Below are 16842 nucleotides of genomic sequence, written 5' to 3' on the forward strand. Positions count from 1 at the left end.
GGCTTAAGCCTTCATCCATTTCCTGCATCTCTGACCCGTCTGGTGAATGAGAACAGCGGCTGGGAATCCTGGCAGATCTGTCCAGGTTGAAGATCCAACCTCTCAACCCGGACCCCTGCCCGTCCTCGCTGGAAGGCTCAAGGTACAAGCTGACCATCAACCTTAGCTACCATCGCTGCAAGATCGTCTCTTCAAGTGCCTGCCCAAAGGTTCCCTACACCGGGAGGGAGCCATCCGCTTACCCGCCGGACTGCTGCCCATCTGAATTTCTCTGGAACCCTAGTCCAGCGCGGGGAAGCGGACGCCGCCCATCTCTGTTTCCAGAGGGACAGCCAGCGACAGCAGCGATGCATCCGCGCCTGCCGGGGCCACCAGCAGCACACCGCCAGGGCGGGTGCTGGCTGGAGCATCTGGTGCATGAACGGGCATGGCCAGACTGGGATACCCGGCCTTGGCCGCCAGCGCGCAGCCGTGAATGCCGGGAAAGACCACGGCGTCCAGGCCAGCCGCGAACAGCAGATCGAAGCCCTGCTCGCGGGTCAGGCGCAGGTCGCGTGCGCGGGCTAGGTGGTAGCCCGGCTCGCTGGCGTCGCCACGTGTGCCCTGGGCAGCGTGCAGAAAGGTCTGCCCGTACTTCAGGCAGCGCTCCGGCTGGGCCTGATTGCCCGCGATCACGTCGGTCAGGGTCTGTGGCCCGTTCGTGACGCCGGACAGGTAGGCGTTCAGGTCCCCCTTGAACTCGTACTCCAGCACCTCCAGCATCACGCCGTTGCTGTTCAGCTCTTCACGGCTGGGAAAGGTCACGTCGCGCACGGTGGCCCCCGCCCGCTTCAGGGCGGCGCGGGCCAGATCCAGACTGGCGGCGTCCGTCTCGGCCACGCCGGTTTTATCGGTCACGATGCCAATCGTCGCGCCTTTCAGGGTGCCGTGGCCCAGGGTCAGCTCGGGAACCGGCACACGGCGGCTGGCCTCGTCCTGCGTGTCCGGGCCGGCCATGATGCCCAGCAGCAGCAGGGCGTCGCGGGCGCTGCGGGTGATCGGCCCCGCCGTGTCCTGGCTGTGGCTGATCGGCACGATCCCCGTGCGCGGAATCAGTCCCAGGGTGGGCTTGAGACCTACCACGCCGCTTTCGTGTGCCGGGCTGACAACGCTGCCACTGGTCTCGGTCCCCACCGCCGCCACGCACAGCCTTGCGGCCACCGCGACGCCGCTGCCCGAGGAACTGCCCCCCGTATCGTGCTCCGGACCCCAAGGATTGACCGTCTGCCCCCCCAACGAGGAATAGCCGTTCACCATGCCCAGCGTCATAAAATTGGCCCACTCGGTCATGTTGGCCTTGCCCAGGATCACGGCACCCGCCGCACGCAGCCGGGCCACCAGCGGGGCATCGACCGTGGGCACATGCGCGGCCATCAGGGCACTGCCCGCTGTCGTGGGCAGTCCTGCCACATCAATGTTGTCCTTGATCAACAGCGGGCAGCCGTGCAGGGGGCCACGCTCTTCCGGCTCCAGGGCGTCCAGCGCGTCGGCCACCGCACGCGCGTAGGGGTGGACGGTGATCACGGCGCGCAGCCGAGGGTTCAGGGCCTCCAAACGGTCCAGATAGGTGCGCGTCACCTCGCCGCAGGTCAGATCGCCGCGGCGGGTGGCCTCGGCCAGATCGGTGGCGTCCAGATCGAGGATGGGGTCGGGCAGGGGGAGAGTCATGCGGAACACTGTAGCGGCACGCTTCAGGAATGACGCTGGATGTGAATGTGTTGTCAATAGGGACGGGCGACTCGCGAACGCACGCTGACGTTCCACCCTCCGCACGTGCTGGGTAGGCATGACTGGCCTGACCCCAAAGGAGGCCGGACACCGTGCGCTAGCCTCACGGCCATGAGTGAGCCTGTGTCCGAGTCCATCACCGTCGCCTTTCAGGGCAACCCCGGAGCATACGGCGAGATCGCCGCCCTGAACGCTGTTGCGGAAGCTGGTCCCCACCGCCAGACGCGCGGCTACGCCACTTTTCACGGTGTGGCGCAGGCGGTGGAAAGCGGCGAGGCACAGTACGGCGTGCTGCCGGTGGAAAACAGCCTGATGGGCGCGATTCACCAGGCGATTGACCTGCTGAGCGAAACGGAGCTGCACGTGATCGGCGAGGTGGTGGTCCGCGTCAGCCACTGCCTGATGGCACTGCCGGGGGTGGAACTGGCGGATCTGAAGACCGTGGCCAGCCAGCAGCCTGCGCTGGACCAGTGCACCGGACTGATCCGTAAGTACGGCCTGCAACCGGTCGCGGCCCACGACACCGCCGGCAGCGCGCGTGAGCTGGCCGAGCGCGGCGCTGCCGGCGGCGGACGGGACGAGGCCGCCATCGCCAGCCGCCGCGCCGCAGAGCTGTACGGCCTGAACGTGCTGGCCCATGAGATTGAGGACGAGCCGTTCAACTACACCCGGTTCATGGTCCTGTCACGCCACGAACCCGCACCCAGCGACGTACCCCACAAGACCAGTCTGGTATTTGCCGTTCGCCACACGCCCGGCTTTCTGGTGGAGACCCTGAACGAACTCAGCGGGCTAAACCTGAGCCGCATCGAGAGCCGCCCGCGCCGTGACCGCGCGTGGAGCTACCTGATGTACGTGGACATCGAGGGCGATTCGCGTGATCCGCAGGTGGCTCAGGCCCTGGCAGGCGTGCTGAGAAAAGCCAGCTATGCCAAGATCATCGGCTCGTATCCCAGGGCACTGGAAACGGTGGGCTAGGTGGACGGGACAGGCTGGGGCAGAGGTTAGAGGTTGATGCTGCGCCGTGTGCTGCTCTCGCCGCCTGCCTGCCGCGACCTACGGCCGTTGGTGGCGGCTGTGCGCGGCAAGGCGGTGCTCATCACTGGCGCTTCCTACGGCATCGGTGAAGCGACGGCGCGGCTGCTGGCGTCGTGTGGCGCGGAGGTGATTCTTCTGGCGAGAAGTGGAGAGCGGCTGGAAGTCGTGGCCGCTGAGATTCGGGGGGCGGGCGGGCAGACCAGCGTCTACCCGTTGAACCTGACCGATCTGGAGGCGGTACGGGCGGTGGCCTCCCAGATCGCGGCGAATCATCCGCGCATCGACGCCATCATCAGCAATGCGGGGCACTCGATTCGTCGCCCAGTGTTGGACAGCACCGAAAGGGATGATCTGGGCCGCCTCCTCGCCGTCAATTTCAGCGGTCCTGCCGCGCTGCTGCTGGCGCTGTTGCCACGCATGGTGGCGCAGGGCGGCGGGATGATCGTCAACGTCTCCAGCGCGTCGGCCATGCCTCCCGGCATTCCACGCTGGGCCGCGTATCAGGGCAGCAAGGTGGGTTTTGACCTGTGGCTGGGCAGCGTGGCCAACGAATTGCACGGGCGCGGCGTACGGGTGTCCAGCGTGTATCTCCCGCTGGTTCGCACGCGCATGATCGCACCCACCCGCGCGTACCGCTTTGCCCCAGCTCTGACACCGCTGGAGGCCGCGCAATCGGTGGTCTATCCGCTTGTCCAACCCATGCGGCGGGTGGCACCGTGGTGGTTGAAGGGCCAGCAGGTGGCGACGCTGCTGTTCCCGGACGCGCTGGATCGCCTGATGGGCGGCGCGGAGGAACTGGTGCGGCGGCTGACGAGGCGCAAACGGTGAGTTTCCTCGCGGCGGTGTGGCACTCGGGCATCCTCGGTCACCAGCCCATCCAGGGGGCGCTGGGACTGGCCTGGACCGTTCTCAGGCATGGGCCGACGCTGTATGCCCTGGCAGCCTGGAACGCACACCGGACGCCTGATGCGGTGGCCCTGGTGGACGAGAACGGCCCGTTGACCTACAGAGCGCTGTTGCGGCGGGCAGACGGGAAGGCCGCTGGCCTCTCACGCCACATCAAGCCAGGAGAGGCGGTCGGACTCCTGTGCGGGAACAGCGCAGATTTTGTCGCAGCTCTCCTGGCCAGCCTCCAGATCGGGGCGAGAACCGTGCTGTTGAACACCTCCCTTTCTGTCGCAGAAATCGGGCGGATAGGCCAGCAACAACGACTGGGTCTGCTGGTCTGCGATGGAGACTGGCCGCAGCGATTGCGCGGACATCTGGGGAGCGAGACCGTCCTCATTCATGTCACTCAGGTCTGCACTGCGCAACGCATGGCTCTGGCTCCGCGCCTGCCACGAGTCGGTCAACTGGTCCTGCTGACCTCCGGCAGCACGGGCATGCCCAGAGCAATTCGCTCACGCGTGGGGCTGCGGGCCGGGTGGCGGGTGGCGGGCGCTTTGCTTGAGATCCTGCCATTACGGGCGGGGGCGCCCACGCTGCTGCCCCTGCCTCTGTTCCACGGACACGGGCTGGCGGCGCTGGGCATGGGGCTGGCCCTGGGCGCACCGCTGCATCTGTGCCGCCCCACCACTGAAGCGTTGTGGCGCACCTTGCAGACCGAAGGGATTAAGGTTCTGGTGGTGGTTCCCACACTGCTGCATCGCCTGCTGGCAGCTCCAGGAAGGCGAGCTGCTCCTGCACTGCACGCCGTTATCTGCGGCTCGGCCCCGTTGAGCGCAGGGCTGGCGACGGCAACGCTGGAGCGTTTTGGGGAGGTGCTGTTCAACGTGTACGGCTCCACCGAGACGGGATTGATCTCGCTGGCAACTCCCGCCGATCTACGGGCCGCGCCGGGAAGCGTGGGCCGGGTGCTGCCGGGCGTGGAATTTGAACTGCAAGGAGGAGAGGGCCGGGTGATCGTCGGCGGGCACGACACGGGCGATCTGGCCTCGCTTGATCCGGATGGCCGCCTGACGCTGCATGGCCGAGCCGACGAGTTGCTGATCTGCGGGGGCGAGAATGTCCTCCCGTCCAGTCTGGAAGGGAGGATTGCCGCGCATGAGGCCGTCGCGGAATGCGCTGTGGTGGGTGTCCCATGCGCCGAATTTGGCACTGGCCTTCACGCCTTTGTCGTGCTGCGGCACGGTCACCAACGGACGCCCGAACAGCTTCAGACTGAGTTGTCTCCGCTGTTGCCCCGGACATTCCGCCCGCAGAGAATCACGCTGCTGGAGACTCTGCCACGCAGCCCGACGGGGAAGCTGCTGCGTTCGCAGCTCTTGCGGGAAGCCATGATGGACATGAGTGCCACTGACTTGAAGCCTCCACTTTAACCTCCCACTATCTCTGCTGGAGAAAACCGACACCGCTACCGCTCGCGCAAGCGGCGGCTCCCGGCCCAGAATCAGTTCGGCCATCTTCTCCGCGATCAGGTTGGTGGGAATATTAGTATTTCCGCGCAGAAACACGGACATCACCTCCGGCATTCCCTTACAGGAGCAGCGCTCGCCCTCCAGCCTGCCGCAAACGAGCCGACACTGCTCAGGCATCCGAACCCATGCAGATCACCATGTGGGCGCAACTCTGTTGCCCGTCAGCATAGAGTTCGCTCTGCATCTTCCGGGCCTCCACGCGAAGGAAAGGCCCAGACCAGGCCGATATGTCTTGTATCCAACCGACTGGGAGCACCAGAGCCGATGTCGCGTTCAGGAGGATTGGTCGGCCAGACCCTGATAAACTGGAAGCAAAATGACGCTTCCGGCCTTACAGCCCTACATGCAATCGGGGTTGCAGGCCATCGTGCCGGACCGTCTGGCGAACTTCCTGACAGCGGCACCCCCTGTACTGGCAAAGCAAGGCCTCGGGGTCTCGCTGGATCAGCCGAACCGTGCTGTCCACCAGATCACGCACCCGGTACAGCCTCAGGGTGGATGGGCCGACACACGCCGAGCGGAACTTGAACTCCATCTCGGGCAACAGGTTGTCGAAGTCCGCCGAGCAGTTGGGAAAGGCGGTGGGCAGCACCTGGCCGTCCAGCGGCACGTAGCGGGTCAGCATCGGCATTCCGGCCAGGTATTCGCCGTAATGGACGCTGGTGTTGCTGCCGAAATCCACGCCAATCAGGAGCGCGTAGCCGTTCAGGTCATACAGCGCCCCGATGGGCTGGTACGGGCTGGACAACGTCTGGGCCGCTGTGATCCGCGCGGCCTCGTCTCCCAGCGCCACGAAGCTGAGGGTGGGGTGAAACGAGCGCATGGCGTCGCGCCGCTCAACGAGTTCCTGCGAAACCCGTCCGATGTCACGGCTGACCCGCGTATCCCGGTGAAATTTGGCGTGAACGACGCTGCTAGGCCGGTTGAGCAAGGTGTTGTAGCTGAAAGCCGGGGCGACCAGCGTGGCCGTGCGCCGCCACAGCGTGTCCACCAGTGTTCTGGCCCCACCGTCCAGCGTGCCGAAAGACTTCAGGCTGGCGTGGACGATCAGATGCTGAGTACCGTCCAGCCCCAGCGCGGCCAGACCCTCGTCGAGTTCGGCACTTTGCACAGCGGGCTTCCGCAGCAAGTTCAGCACAGCCCCCAGTCTAGCGGTCCGGCATGGGCCACCGCTAGAGTCGTCGCGCACCTTCTGCGGCAGAGGCCGGGAGGCGATCCGGCACGGGCGGGCGCTTTTGCGCATCTGCCCATCTATCCCACCCCGGTCTGCTGGCCTGCCCGCAGGCGCTAGACTCGGCGGCATGTTCGGCACCCGGCACAGTCTGGAGCGCGGCGCACTCGCGGCCCCGCTTCTACGTCCGGGGCGTTGAGCGCAGGAATCTAGCGTTCAGTTCGCCCCCGGACAACAGTTGCGTGTCCGGGGGCTTCAGGCTGAGGAGGTCAAGAATTATGGGAATGACGATTGCGGAAAAGATTCTGGCGGCCCACAGCGGCCACGCCCAGGTGGTGCCGGGCCAGCTGATCGAGTGCAAGACCGACTGGGTGCTGTGCCACGAAATCACCACCCCCGCCGCCCTGCGGATGCTCGAAGAGCGCGGGATGGACCGGGTCTTCAACCCGGATCAGATCGTGGCTGTGCCCGATCACTCGGTCCCTGCCATGAACATCAAGGCCGCGCAGATGTACCAGAAACTCAAATCCTGGGTCAAGGAAAAGGGCATCAAGCACTTCTATGACGTCGGCAGGGGCGGGATCGCCCATGTGGTGCTGGAGAACACAGGCCTGATCAAGCCGGGGCAGACGCTAGTGTCCGGCGACTCTCACACCTGCAATGCCGGCGCACTGGGCTGCTTCGCCACCGGCGTGGGCAGCACCGATCTGGCCGGGGCGATCTACGCCGGCCGCGTCTGGTTCAAGGTGCCCGAGACCATGCTGATCCGCGTGACCGGAAAGATGCAGCCGGGCGTGACCCCCAAGGACCTCGTGCTGGAGGTCATCAAACGCATCGGGGCGGACGGCGCGAATTATCAGGTCATGGAGTGGGTGGGCGACACCATCGACAACCTGGACATGGAGGGGCGTTACACCCTGACCAATATGGCCATCGAGGCAGGCGGCAAGACCGGGATCGTGGCCGTGGACGACACCACCCGCGCCTACCTGGCCGAGCGCGGCGTGAATCCCGGCGACTACACCGAATACACCTCGGATGCGGACGCCAGGTACCGCGTCATCATTGATCTGGACGCCTCCGCCGTGGAGCCCACCGTGGCCTACCCGCACATTCCCAGCAACGGGCGCGTGGCGGGCAGCGACCGGATTGCCGTGACCCACGCCTACGTGGGCAGCTGCACCAATGGCCGTATCGGCGATCTGCGCGACGTGGCCCGCATCCTCAAGGGGCGCAAGGTGGCCGAGGGCGTGCAGATGATCGTGGTGCCCGCCACCCAGTTGATCTGGAAACAGGCCGCCAGCGAGGGCCTGCTGGAAATCTTCGTCGACGCCGGCGCCAGCGTCAGCTATCCCAGCTGCGGCGCATGCCTGGGCATGCACAGCGGCGTGCTGGGGCCGGACGACGTGTGTATTTCAAGCACCAACCGCAATTTCGTGGGGCGTATGGGCGATCCCACAGCGGCGATCTACCTGGCCTCACCCGCGACGGTGGCGGCCAGCGCGGTCAGCGGTTTCATTAGCGATCCGCGCGAGTACAACGGCAGCATCGAAGCGGCGGACTGAAACGGACAAGGGGGGCGGGAAGGTGGCGTGATTGACAGCCACCTTCCCGCCCTTTAACGGTCTTGCATCCCTCGCCGTTCGATCCGTGCTTGACTACAGCCCTTATGGGTGAAGCCAAACGACGCAAAGCACTGGGCCTGATGCCCACCGTCCATCCTTTCGAGGCGCAACTTGGCGCGTCCGGCGAGGTCACGCTGGTGCGGGGGCCAGACGATGCCGGGCTGGCGCAGACCATCGTGGACGCGCTTCAGACCACCCAGTCGAGTGGCGCGGCCTGGGCCAGCGAGTACCGCACGGCGCTGGTGCTCTCCGGGGCCCACGCCGGAATGCTGAGCACAGCCCAGGATGTGGAGGCCATCCCCGTGCCCGACCTGCGCCGCGTCACGGGCGAGCTGGCGCTGGGGCCGCAGGGAAGCAGCAGCGAACAGGTGTCCATCCCAGTGGAGGGCGGCGCGATCCGGCTGCGCGAACAGCGGCACTCCTTTGGCGGCGAGCGCTGGGAGACGCTGGGGGCCCCGCGCAGTCCGCAGCAGGTCATGTCCGCGCTGCAGAACAATGCGGCCTTCAACCTGCAGGGTGAACTGATCGGGCGCTTCGAGGCCGAACACTGGCAGGCCGGGCGGATCGACATCGAACCCGATCCGCCCGAGGACCTGCTGGAGGTGCTGGAGGACGTCGTGCGCGAGTGGGACGGCGAGACTGAGGCGCAGTGGGCCGAGCTTCACCGCGACCGCATGGAGGACCGCGACGCCCCCGTTCCACTGGTTCGCCGCAGCACCTTCGAGCTGCGCCGCCCCGCCCCGCTGCAAAATCCGCTGGGCAGCGTGTTCGCCATCCGCGCGGGCGTGGAGTTCGTTCCGGTCATGGAGGCCGACACCTACAGCCTGGACGGTGAAACGTGGGCCAGCTACGCGGACCCCGACGCCGAGGTGGACCCCACGCACCTGCCCCCCGAACTTGCCAGCATCTTCGACATGGAAACGGTGGGCGTGACCGTCCACGCCGACGGGCAAGTAGAGTTTGCCGAGGACGTCCCCGAGGAACACCGTGAGCGCATCGAGGCCGAGCTGCGCGAGGCCACCGGGGCGGGGAACGCTGCCGAGTGGGCCGAGTGGACCACCCAGATGCTCCGGGAAACCTACGGCGACGAGCTGACGGTCATAGAAGGCAAAACCCTGCCGGTGCCGGTTGCCGTGCGCCTGGATCTTCCCGAGGACGCCTTGCAGGACCCCGATCCGTTGTCGCAGACCTTCATGGAGTCGGAGGTCACCTTCGACGGTCAGCAGTGGCGCGATCTATTCGACGACGTGCCGCCGGAACTGGCCGCGTTCCTCCCGCCTGCCGCCGAGGATGAGGACGCCGGAACCCTGCCCAAGTGAGGCCCTAACTGGGCGTCCGTAAGTGCTACGGTGCGTCCAGCCACGCCCGCGCCTCCTCCTCGCTGTGGACGAAACGGATCAGGGGGTGGCGGGCGTGCTCGTGGGCCAGTTCCGCGAACCGTTCGCCGTGGGCCGTGAAATCCGGCAGCACCAGCGCCACGCGCAGCCGGTAGTTGCTGAACTTCTGGAACGCCTCGCCTGCCAGGCCACTGCGCAACTGAAAGAACTCTGGGGCTAGATCGGCCTGGGTCAGGATCAGGCCGTCCAGACCGTAGGCTGCGCCGATCACTGCGTTGAGGTCATCAGGCGTGTGGATGGAAAGCCCCAGTTCGTGGGCGCTGCGGATCACGGGCGCGTCGTCTGCCGTCATGCTGGGTGCAGCGTAGCAAATGCCCACTTTCTGCCAAAATGCCCGCATGACCCTCCCCGGTGACCGTCCATCCGATGACCGCAGCCAGCGCGCCCAGCTGGCCCTGGCCCGACTGCTGCCCAAACTCTTCCGGGGTGGACAGGCCTTCGTGGGCGTGGAGGCCAGCCTGAGCGGCCTGGACGCCGTGACGGCAGCGCGTGTGCCGGACGCCCTGCCGCACAGCGTCCTGAACCTGCTGGCGCACATCAACTGGTGGAACCGCTGGATGCTTGAAACCATCGAGATGGGCCAGGCCCAACCGTACCCCGCCCACGCCGCCGACACCTGGCCGGAGGTAGGTGAGGGCGACTGGGGACGGGTGAAAAACGAGTTCTACGAGTTGCTGGCGCGCATCGACGCCCACGCCGCACGCCCCGATCTGGCCAACCCGGTCAACCATGAGGAGACGATTGGCGAGTTGCTGGCCGATTTTGCGCTGCACACTGCCCATCATTTCGGACAGATCGTGACGGTGCGTCAGGCGCTGGGCGCGTGGCCCCCCCCCGCAGGAGGCGATACCTGGTGAGCGAACAGCAGAGCAGCGAGATCTCTGTCCATGAGGTGTTCGGGCAGGCGGTGGGCAACCTGTTTCTGGGCGGCCCCGCCAACGTGTCGTGGGAGCGGGCGCTGGAGGGACTGGAAGCCGGGGAGGCCGAACGCACGCCGAATCACCTGTCCCACAGCGTCGCGCAGGTCGTGGCGCACGTTCAGTTCTGGCAGGCACACCTGCTGGCCATTCTGGACGGCAAACGTCCGGCCCCGCCCGAGCACGCTGCTGGCGGCTGGCCCCCACCAGGAGAGTGGGGCGGGCTGCGCGACACCTTTTTGCGGGACGCTGCCCGACTGCGTGCCCTGGCCCGTGACCCCGAACAGTGCGCCGCGCCCGACAGCCAGGGCGTTCCCTTCGCGGCCATGCTGACCAACTACGCCGGGCACAACGTTTACCACCTGGGACAGGTCGTGACCATCCGGCAGGCGCTGGGGCTGTGGCCGCCGCCGAGCGGCGGGGATACGTGGTAGAGCGCGAGCCCATGGAGAGGAAGCGCGGCTTCGAGGTGGTGGCCGATCAGCACCGCGAGCATCCGAAGACCGAGATCCAGCTTCCCCGGCGGGGTTCACGGCGGTCTGCCGGGTACGATCTGCACACCCCGGTTGGCTTCACCCTGGCCCCCGCCACCCGAACAGTCGTCGTGACCGATCTCAAGGCCTACATGCTCCCGGACGAGGTGCTGTCGGTCTACCCGCGCTCGTCGGTGGGGCTACGCGGTGTCATGCTCACCAACACGGTGGGTGTCGTGGACGCCGACTACCACTCCAATTCAGACAACGACGGCAATATCCGCCTCTCGCTTCACAACATCGGCCCCGAGAGTTTCACTGTGCGGGCCGGTGACCGGATCGCGCAGGCCATCTTCACGAAATACCTGCTGGCCGACGGCGACAACTTCACGGCTGGCCCAGAACGTCAGGGCGGCTCCGGCCATACCGGACGCTGAGCCACCGCCCGCACCCAGACACCCCCAGGAACCCGAAATGTCCAATGTTTTTTACCGCTCCCGCAAGACCTATCCAGTCGCCACCCGCGCCGAGGGCGTCTACCTGTTCGATGACACCGGCAAACGCTACCTCGACGGCAGTTCCGGCGCACTCGTCGCCAACATCGGGCAGGGCAGGGCCGCGGTGGCCGACGCGATGGCGGCGCAGGCGCGCCACCTGGCCTTCGTTCACGGTTCGCAGTTTTCCAGCGACATCCTGGAGGAATACGCTGCCCGGCTGGCCGCCTTTCTGGGGCTGGCGCCGTTCCGCTTCTGGGCGGTTTCCGGAGGTTCGGAGGCCACCGAGAGTGCCATTAAGCTGGCTCGGCAGTACCACGCCGAGCGGGGCGAGACGGGCCGCTACCGCGTGATCACCCGCCGGCCCAGTTATCACGGCGCGTCGCTGGGGGCGCTGGCGGCTTCCGGCATGGGCGCGCGGCGCGAACTCTACACCCCGCTGATGAACGAGGCGGCCTGGCCCAAGCTGGCCAAACCGGATCCCGAACTGTCGGGTGAGGTAGATGCCGAACGCCTGCGCGCCCTGCTGGAAGAGCTGGGGCCCGACACGGTGGCCGCCTTCATGTGTGAACCGGTGGTGGGGGCCTCGGACGCGGCGCTGGCCCCCAATCCCGGCTACCACGCCCGCATCGCCGAGATCTGCCGCGAATTCGGCGTGCTGTTCATCGCCGACGAGGTGATGTGTGGCATGGGCCGCTGCGGCACCCCCCTGGCCGTGCGGTTGCGCGACGACGTGACGCCCGACATCGTGGTCCTGGGCAAGGGACTGGCGGCGGGCTACGCGCCCCTGGCGGGCCTGATGGCAAGCCCCGCCGTCCACGACACGGTGATGAACGGTTCGGGGGCCTTCAAGCACGGCTTCACCTACGCGGGCCACCCGGTCAGCGTCGCGGCGGGTCTGAGCGTGCTGAAGATCGTGGAGGACGAGAAACTGGTGGAGGCGGCCAACGAGCGAGGCGCTCAGCTTCTGGTGGGCCTGCAAGCCCTGAAGGAAAAATATCCACAGGTGCTGGAAGCGCGCGGGCACGGCCTGCTGCTGGGACTGGTGCTGGGAGACCCGGCCACCGGCCAAGCCTTCGAGACGCCCGGACTGGCGGACCGTGTGGCGGCGGCGGCGCGCGCACGCGGTCTGATCACCTACCCCGGTTCCGGCGCGGTGGACGGGGTTCGCGGCGATCACCTGCTGCTGGGCCCACCGCTGAGCATCACGGCAGCGGAATGTGAGGAATTGCTTGCGGGGCTGGACGGGGCTCTGGCGGAGACGCAGAGCTGACCATGAGAGGACGGAGCGGCTAACCTTTCCGCCGCTTCTCCGCCCCCACCATTTGCACGAAGTGCAGCAGGCGGGGCGCGCGGTTCCAGCGTTTGCGGTCCCCAGCGACACGCCAGACCCACTCCACGCCCAGTTTGCGGGTCCAGGCCGGGGCCAGTTCCGCCGTGCCCGCCAGCACGTCAACCACGCCCCCGCAGCCGATCATGACGGGCACGCCCAGCACACCGCGCCACTGCTGGTTGAAGACCTCCTGCCGCCCCGCGCCCATCGCGGTCAGCAGCAGGTTCGCGCCGCTCGCCGCCACCAGCTGGGCCACCCGCTCGTCCTCCTCCGGGCCGAAATAGCCATGATGGATACCGGCCACCCCTACGCCGTAATCTCGCGCCGCGTGCTGGGCCGCCGCCTCGGCCACACCGGGTTTGGCGCCCAGAAAGAACACCCGCAACCCGGCGCCGTGACGTTCCATCAGTCCCTTGACGATGTCGAAGCCAGGGGCGCGCGGCACGTCCTGTTGGCGCAGTTGCTTCGCCGCGTACACGATGCCCACGCCGTCTGCGGTGATCAGATCAGCGTCCTGTACAGCCTGCGCGAATTCTGGGTGACCACGCGACTGCACAATGATTTCCGGGTTCAGGGTCACGACGGTGTGCGGCGTACGGGCCGGGTCTGCCAGCCAGGCGCCCAGCAGCGTCAGCGTGTCGCTCAGGTCGATCACGTCCAGCGGCAGGTCAAAGAGCCGCAGGCGCGGATGGGAAGCAGGAGAGGACATTCAGAGGGAATTCTAAACGCTTTGGCTGCCGGGGAGAACGGCACCCCCGTCCGGTGGCGCGGGTCTACACCCCCACCGGACGCCCCCGCCTGTGCTCTCCGGCGTCAGTTGGGGCATACTGACCCACATATGTTGCCCGGAGCATTTGGAACCCTGCCTGAGGAAGCGCAGGCGCAGGTCATGGCGGCGGGGCGGGTGGGGCGCTGGGCGCGGGCCGGGCTGCTGTTTCACCCGGAAGACGCCGCCGAGACGCTATTTTTGATCCTTCGCGGCGCGGTGCGGCTGTACCGTCTGGGCTCGGGCGCGCGCGAGGTTACGCTGGACGTACACGGCCCAGGCGCGCTGCTGGGGGTCTCAGCCCTGACCCCCGGTGAGAGCTACAACGTCTACGGCGAAGCCATGGACGACGTGGAAGCGCTGATGCTGGGTCAGGATGCCCTGCACCGACTGAGCAGCGCACAACCGGCGGTGGGTGTGGCCCTGACCGAGCAGATCACCCGTCAGACCCGCGGCGTGCAAGAGCGCCTGTCGGGGCTGGTCTTTCTGGAAGTCTCGCAGCGGCTGGCCCTGGCACTGCTGAACCTGGCTGAGCGCGAGGGGGGCTGGCCCGAGGATGGTCCCATCGCCCTGAGGGATCGGGTGTCGCATCAGGACTTGGCGTATGTGGTGGGCAGCACCCGCGAGACCATCACCAAGCTGCTGGGCGACTTCCGGTCGCGCGGCCTGCTGGATCTGGGCTACCGCCGTATTATCCTGACCGACAGGGGCGGCCTGCAACGCGCCACACGGGAGTCCTTGCGCTGAGAGCGGGACGCCTGGGCACGGAGCGGGCGGGCCGCACTCCGATGAATCGACCACTGATCCCCGGTTCACGCCGGGGCGGGAAGGAATGGGCAGTATGGCGCGGAATATAGCGGCGGAATACAGGGCCGGAACGCTCGAGGACTTTTTTCGACTTCCGGTGTTCGGCATGGAGCAGGCGCGGGAGGAACTTCGGCAGGACCTTGACCGGACGGGACTGGCCGAGGCACTCAGGGCGTATCACCGCGACCTGAGCACGCTGGACGGCAACGTGGAAGACGCCCTGACCCGGCTGGCCCACCCGGCTTCCAGGGTGATCGTGACCGGGCAGCAGGCCGGAGCGCTGACCGGCCCGGCCTACAGTGTCCACAAGGGCGCGGACGCCGCACTGCTGGCGCGCAGCCTGAACACCGAGGACGCCCCGGTCGTGGCGGTGTACTGGGTGGCCAGCCAGGACCACGATGCGGCGGAGGTCGCGGGCACCAGTCTGCTCGACCTCTCCGAGCAGCTCCACCGGCTGACTCTGGACGTGCCCGAAGGCGTCCCGGTGGGCCGCGTACCGTGGCGGCAGGAGTGGACCGAGCAGGCACTGGCATTGCTAGATGCCTTCGACGCCCCAGCCGAACACATCGCCGCCGTGCGGAACAGAGTCAGGAGGGCCGTGGAGGCGGGCGGCAGTTACGCCGATGTGTTTGCCCGCCTGATTCACGGCCTGCTCTCCCCTGCCGGGCTGGTGGTGCTGGACCCCCTGCACCCCGCGCTGGCCCGCCTGATGGCTCCCATCCTTGCGCGTGAGCTGCAAGACCCGCTGGCCTCCTCCGCCCGCATTGAGGACGCGGCGGCGCGCCTCTCGGCGCAGGGTTTCACGCCGCAACTGCGACGCTCGGCAGGGGCCACCAACCTCTTTGTCGAGGAGAACGATGGGCAACGGCGGTTGCTGCGGCTGGACGGGCAGACCTTCAGCACCGACACCCGCGAGTACACCCGGACAGAGCTGCTGGCCGTGCTGGAAGCGGACCCCAGCCGCCTGACCCCGGCGGCGGGACTCCGTCCGGTGGTACAGGACGCGCTGCTGCCCACGCTGGCCTTTGTGGTGGGTCCGGGGGAAATCGCGTACGGCGCGCAACTCCGGGAAGTCTACGATTTGCACGGTCTGCAGCAGCCGTTGCTGTGGCCGCGCCTGAGCGTGACCTGGCTGGAACCGAACGTGGCCCGCCTGCTGCGCCGATTGGGCGCGACGGCCGCCGAGGTCCAGGCCGCTCCCGAGGACGTGCTGGGCCGCGCCCTGGGCCGTGAACGCGGCGCCGAAGCCGTGACTTCTGAGAAGCTGGCACACATCGACGCCCAGCTTCGAGCGGTCACAGATGACATTGCCGCCCTCGATCCCACGCTGGTCGGCGCGGCGGCGCGGACCCGTGACCGCGTGACGGCGAGGGTGGCCCGGCTCCAGACCCAGGCGCTGCGCGCCCTGGCACGGGCGGAGAATGACCGGACAGGGCAACTGTCGCGCCTCAAGGCCCACCTGCTCCCGAACGGCACCCCACAGGAACGCGAGATGAACTTCCTGACGTATCTGCTCAAGCACGGCGAGAAGCCGCTGGAACTGTTGCTGGCGCTGGACCCTGGCTGGCGGGGCGAGATCGAGATTCCGTAAGGGAAGCCCGCCAGCGCCTCCTAAGGGAAAGATAAAAACCCCCTCCTGTGATGGAGAGGGGATGCGATAGCACTCAAAGATCTACTTACCCCCTCGGGACGTCCACGTCGAACAGCGCCCGCACGAATTCCTGGCTGTCGAAGGGCTGCAGATCGCCGGCGCTCTCGCCCACGCCGATGAACTTGATCGGCACGCCCAGCTCGCGCACGATGGGAATGAGGATGCCACCCTTGGCGGTGCCGTCCAGCTTGGTGACGATCACGCCGGTCAGCGGGGTGGACTCATGGAACTTCTTGGCCTGCTGCAGGCCGTTCTGCCCGGTCACGGCGTCCAGCACCAGCCAGACCTCGGCGGGTTCACCGGGATCGGCCTTCTCGATCACGCGGCGCACCTTTTTCAGCTCTTCCATCAGATTGTGCTTGTTGTGCAGCCGTCCAGCGGTGTCTACGAACAGCAGGTCCGTATTCCGCGCGGCACGGGCGGTGGCGGCGTCGTAGGCGACGGCAGCTGGGTCTCCTCCATCGCTGCCCTGCACCACGGGTACGCCCAGCCGGTCGCCCCATTCGCCCAATTGTGCCCCAGCGGCGGCGCGGAAGGTATCCCCGGCGGCGAACATCACGCTCTTGCCGCGGCCCATGTAGTACTGGCCCAGCTTGGCGATGGTGGTGGTCTTGCCCACCCCGTTGACGCCGATGACCATGACCACATGCCCGTTGGGTTCGACGGACACGCGGCTGGCCTGCGGCGCGAAGCCCAGCTTGCGGAATTCGGCCCGGCGGGCGTTGGGCTCCAGTTGCAGGGTCAGGGCGTCCATCAGCGCCTGCTGCAGATTCTTGCCCTCGCTGCGGCGCACGTCCTCCAGGATTTCCTCGGTGGCGGCGCGCCCCACGTCGGCGGCGATCAGGGCGTATTCCAGGTCCTCCACCGTTTCCAGGCGGTTGGAAAAGACGTCCTTGACCTCGTTGCCCAGAAAGCCGGCAGTGTCGTTGATCTGCGCGCGGGTCTTGCTCAGGCCGCTCCGCAGGCGTTCGAGCCAGCTCACAGGC

At 67.1% G+C, this 16842-nt stretch carries 16 protein-coding genes; 11 read left to right on the forward strand and 5 right to left on the reverse strand.

Features of this window, described 5'->3' with window-relative positions; genetic code table 11:
• Positions 1–279: 279 nt before the first annotated feature.
• On the reverse strand, positions 280–1707 hold the full coding sequence (locus HNQ08_RS08480) for an amidase family protein (RefSeq protein ID WP_184129885.1): 1428 nt from the start codon (positions 1705–1707) through the stop codon (positions 280–282).
• Positions 1708–1878: 171 nt separating this feature from the next.
• Between HNQ08_RS08480 and HNQ08_RS08485 the strand changes: the two genes are divergently transcribed.
• The 3 genes from HNQ08_RS08485 to HNQ08_RS08495 are packed head-to-tail and all read left to right on the forward strand — an operon-like array spanning position 1879 to position 5123.
• Entirely contained in the window at positions 1879–2745 is an 867-nt protein-coding gene (locus HNQ08_RS08485) for a prephenate dehydratase (protein ID WP_184129888.1), read from the forward strand.
• 36 nt (positions 2746–2781) lie between these two features.
• A complete protein-coding gene (locus HNQ08_RS08490) occupies positions 2782–3633 on the forward strand; it encodes an SDR family NAD(P)-dependent oxidoreductase (protein ID WP_184129891.1) in 852 nt (283 codons plus the stop codon).
• Entirely contained in the window at positions 3630–5123 is a 1494-nt protein-coding gene (locus tag HNQ08_RS08495; RefSeq protein WP_184129894.1) for an AMP-binding protein, read from the forward strand. The genes HNQ08_RS08490 and HNQ08_RS08495 overlap by 4 nt, the downstream gene beginning before the upstream one ends.
• Positions 5124–5553: 430 nt before the next feature.
• Here the strand turns inward: HNQ08_RS08495 and HNQ08_RS08500 are convergent, their stop codons facing one another.
• A complete protein-coding gene (locus HNQ08_RS08500; protein WP_184129897.1) occupies positions 5554–6360 on the reverse strand; it encodes an AAC(3) family N-acetyltransferase in 807 nt (268 codons plus the stop codon).
• Positions 6361–6671: 311 nt separating this feature from the next.
• On the opposite strand from HNQ08_RS08500, the gene HNQ08_RS08505 reads away from it, so the two are divergent.
• Both HNQ08_RS08505 and HNQ08_RS08510 read left to right on the forward strand, forming a co-directional pair.
• Positions 6672–7958, forward strand: coding sequence for a 3-isopropylmalate dehydratase large subunit (locus HNQ08_RS08505; protein ID WP_184129900.1), 1287 nt, complete (start codon positions 6672–6674; stop codon positions 7956–7958).
• Between the two features lie 89 nt (positions 7959–8047).
• A complete protein-coding gene (locus HNQ08_RS08510; protein WP_342355684.1) occupies positions 8048–9337 on the forward strand; it encodes a hypothetical protein in 1290 nt (429 codons plus the stop codon).
• Between the two features lie 25 nt (positions 9338–9362).
• Here HNQ08_RS08510 and HNQ08_RS08515 read toward each other — a convergent pair whose 3' ends face one another.
• On the reverse strand, positions 9363–9707 hold the full coding sequence (locus tag HNQ08_RS08515; protein ID WP_184129903.1) for a DUF4180 domain-containing protein: 345 nt from the start codon (positions 9705–9707) through the stop codon (positions 9363–9365).
• A gap of 46 nt (positions 9708–9753) precedes the next feature.
• Here HNQ08_RS08515 and HNQ08_RS08520 point away from each other — a divergent pair, with 46 nt between their 5' ends.
• The 4 genes from HNQ08_RS08520 to HNQ08_RS08535 are packed head-to-tail and all read left to right on the forward strand — an operon-like array spanning position 9754 to position 12572.
• Positions 9754–10272, forward strand: coding sequence for a DinB family protein (locus HNQ08_RS08520; RefSeq protein WP_184129906.1), 519 nt, complete (start codon positions 9754–9756; stop codon positions 10270–10272).
• Positions 10269–10766, forward strand: a complete 498-nt coding sequence (locus tag HNQ08_RS08525; RefSeq protein WP_229790045.1) for a DinB family protein — start codon at positions 10269–10271, stop codon at positions 10764–10766. The genes HNQ08_RS08520 and HNQ08_RS08525 overlap by 4 nt, the downstream gene beginning before the upstream one ends.
• An 11-nt stretch (positions 10767–10777) precedes the next feature.
• Positions 10778–11242, forward strand: a complete 465-nt coding sequence (locus HNQ08_RS08530; protein ID WP_184130411.1) for a dCTP deaminase domain-containing protein — start codon at positions 10778–10780, stop codon at positions 11240–11242.
• 37 nt (positions 11243–11279) lie between these two features.
• Positions 11280–12572: an aminotransferase family protein gene (locus HNQ08_RS08535; RefSeq protein ID WP_184129909.1), complete on the forward strand. Its 1293-nt coding sequence runs from the start codon at positions 11280–11282 to the stop codon at positions 12570–12572.
• A 19-nt stretch (positions 12573–12591) separates the two neighbouring features.
• Here the strand turns inward: HNQ08_RS08535 and HNQ08_RS08540 are convergent, their stop codons facing one another.
• Entirely contained in the window at positions 12592–13341 is a 750-nt protein-coding gene (locus HNQ08_RS08540) for a WecB/TagA/CpsF family glycosyltransferase (protein ID WP_184129913.1), read from the reverse strand.
• 129 nt (positions 13342–13470) lie between these two features.
• Here HNQ08_RS08540 and HNQ08_RS08545 point away from each other — a divergent pair, with 129 nt between their 5' ends.
• Positions 13471–14145 carry a Crp/Fnr family transcriptional regulator gene (locus tag HNQ08_RS08545; RefSeq protein WP_184129916.1) on the forward strand — a complete coding sequence of 225 codons (675 nt, stop codon included), beginning with the start codon at positions 13471–13473 and terminating at the stop codon, positions 14143–14145.
• A gap of 94 nt (positions 14146–14239) precedes the next feature.
• Positions 14240–15796, forward strand: coding sequence for a bacillithiol biosynthesis cysteine-adding enzyme BshC (gene bshC / locus HNQ08_RS08550; RefSeq protein ID WP_184129920.1), 1557 nt, complete (start codon positions 14240–14242; stop codon positions 15794–15796).
• 85 nt (positions 15797–15881) lie between these two features.
• Here bshC and ftsY read toward each other — a convergent pair whose 3' ends face one another.
• Positions 15882–16838: a signal recognition particle-docking protein FtsY gene (ftsY, locus tag HNQ08_RS08555; RefSeq protein ID WP_184129923.1), complete on the reverse strand. Its 957-nt coding sequence runs from the start codon at positions 16836–16838 to the stop codon at positions 15882–15884.
• Between the last annotated feature and the right edge of the window lie 4 nt (positions 16839–16842).

The sequence above is a fragment of the Deinococcus humi genome, assembly GCF_014201875.1.
Classification (GTDB): domain Bacteria; phylum Deinococcota; class Deinococci; order Deinococcales; family Deinococcaceae; genus Deinococcus; species Deinococcus humi.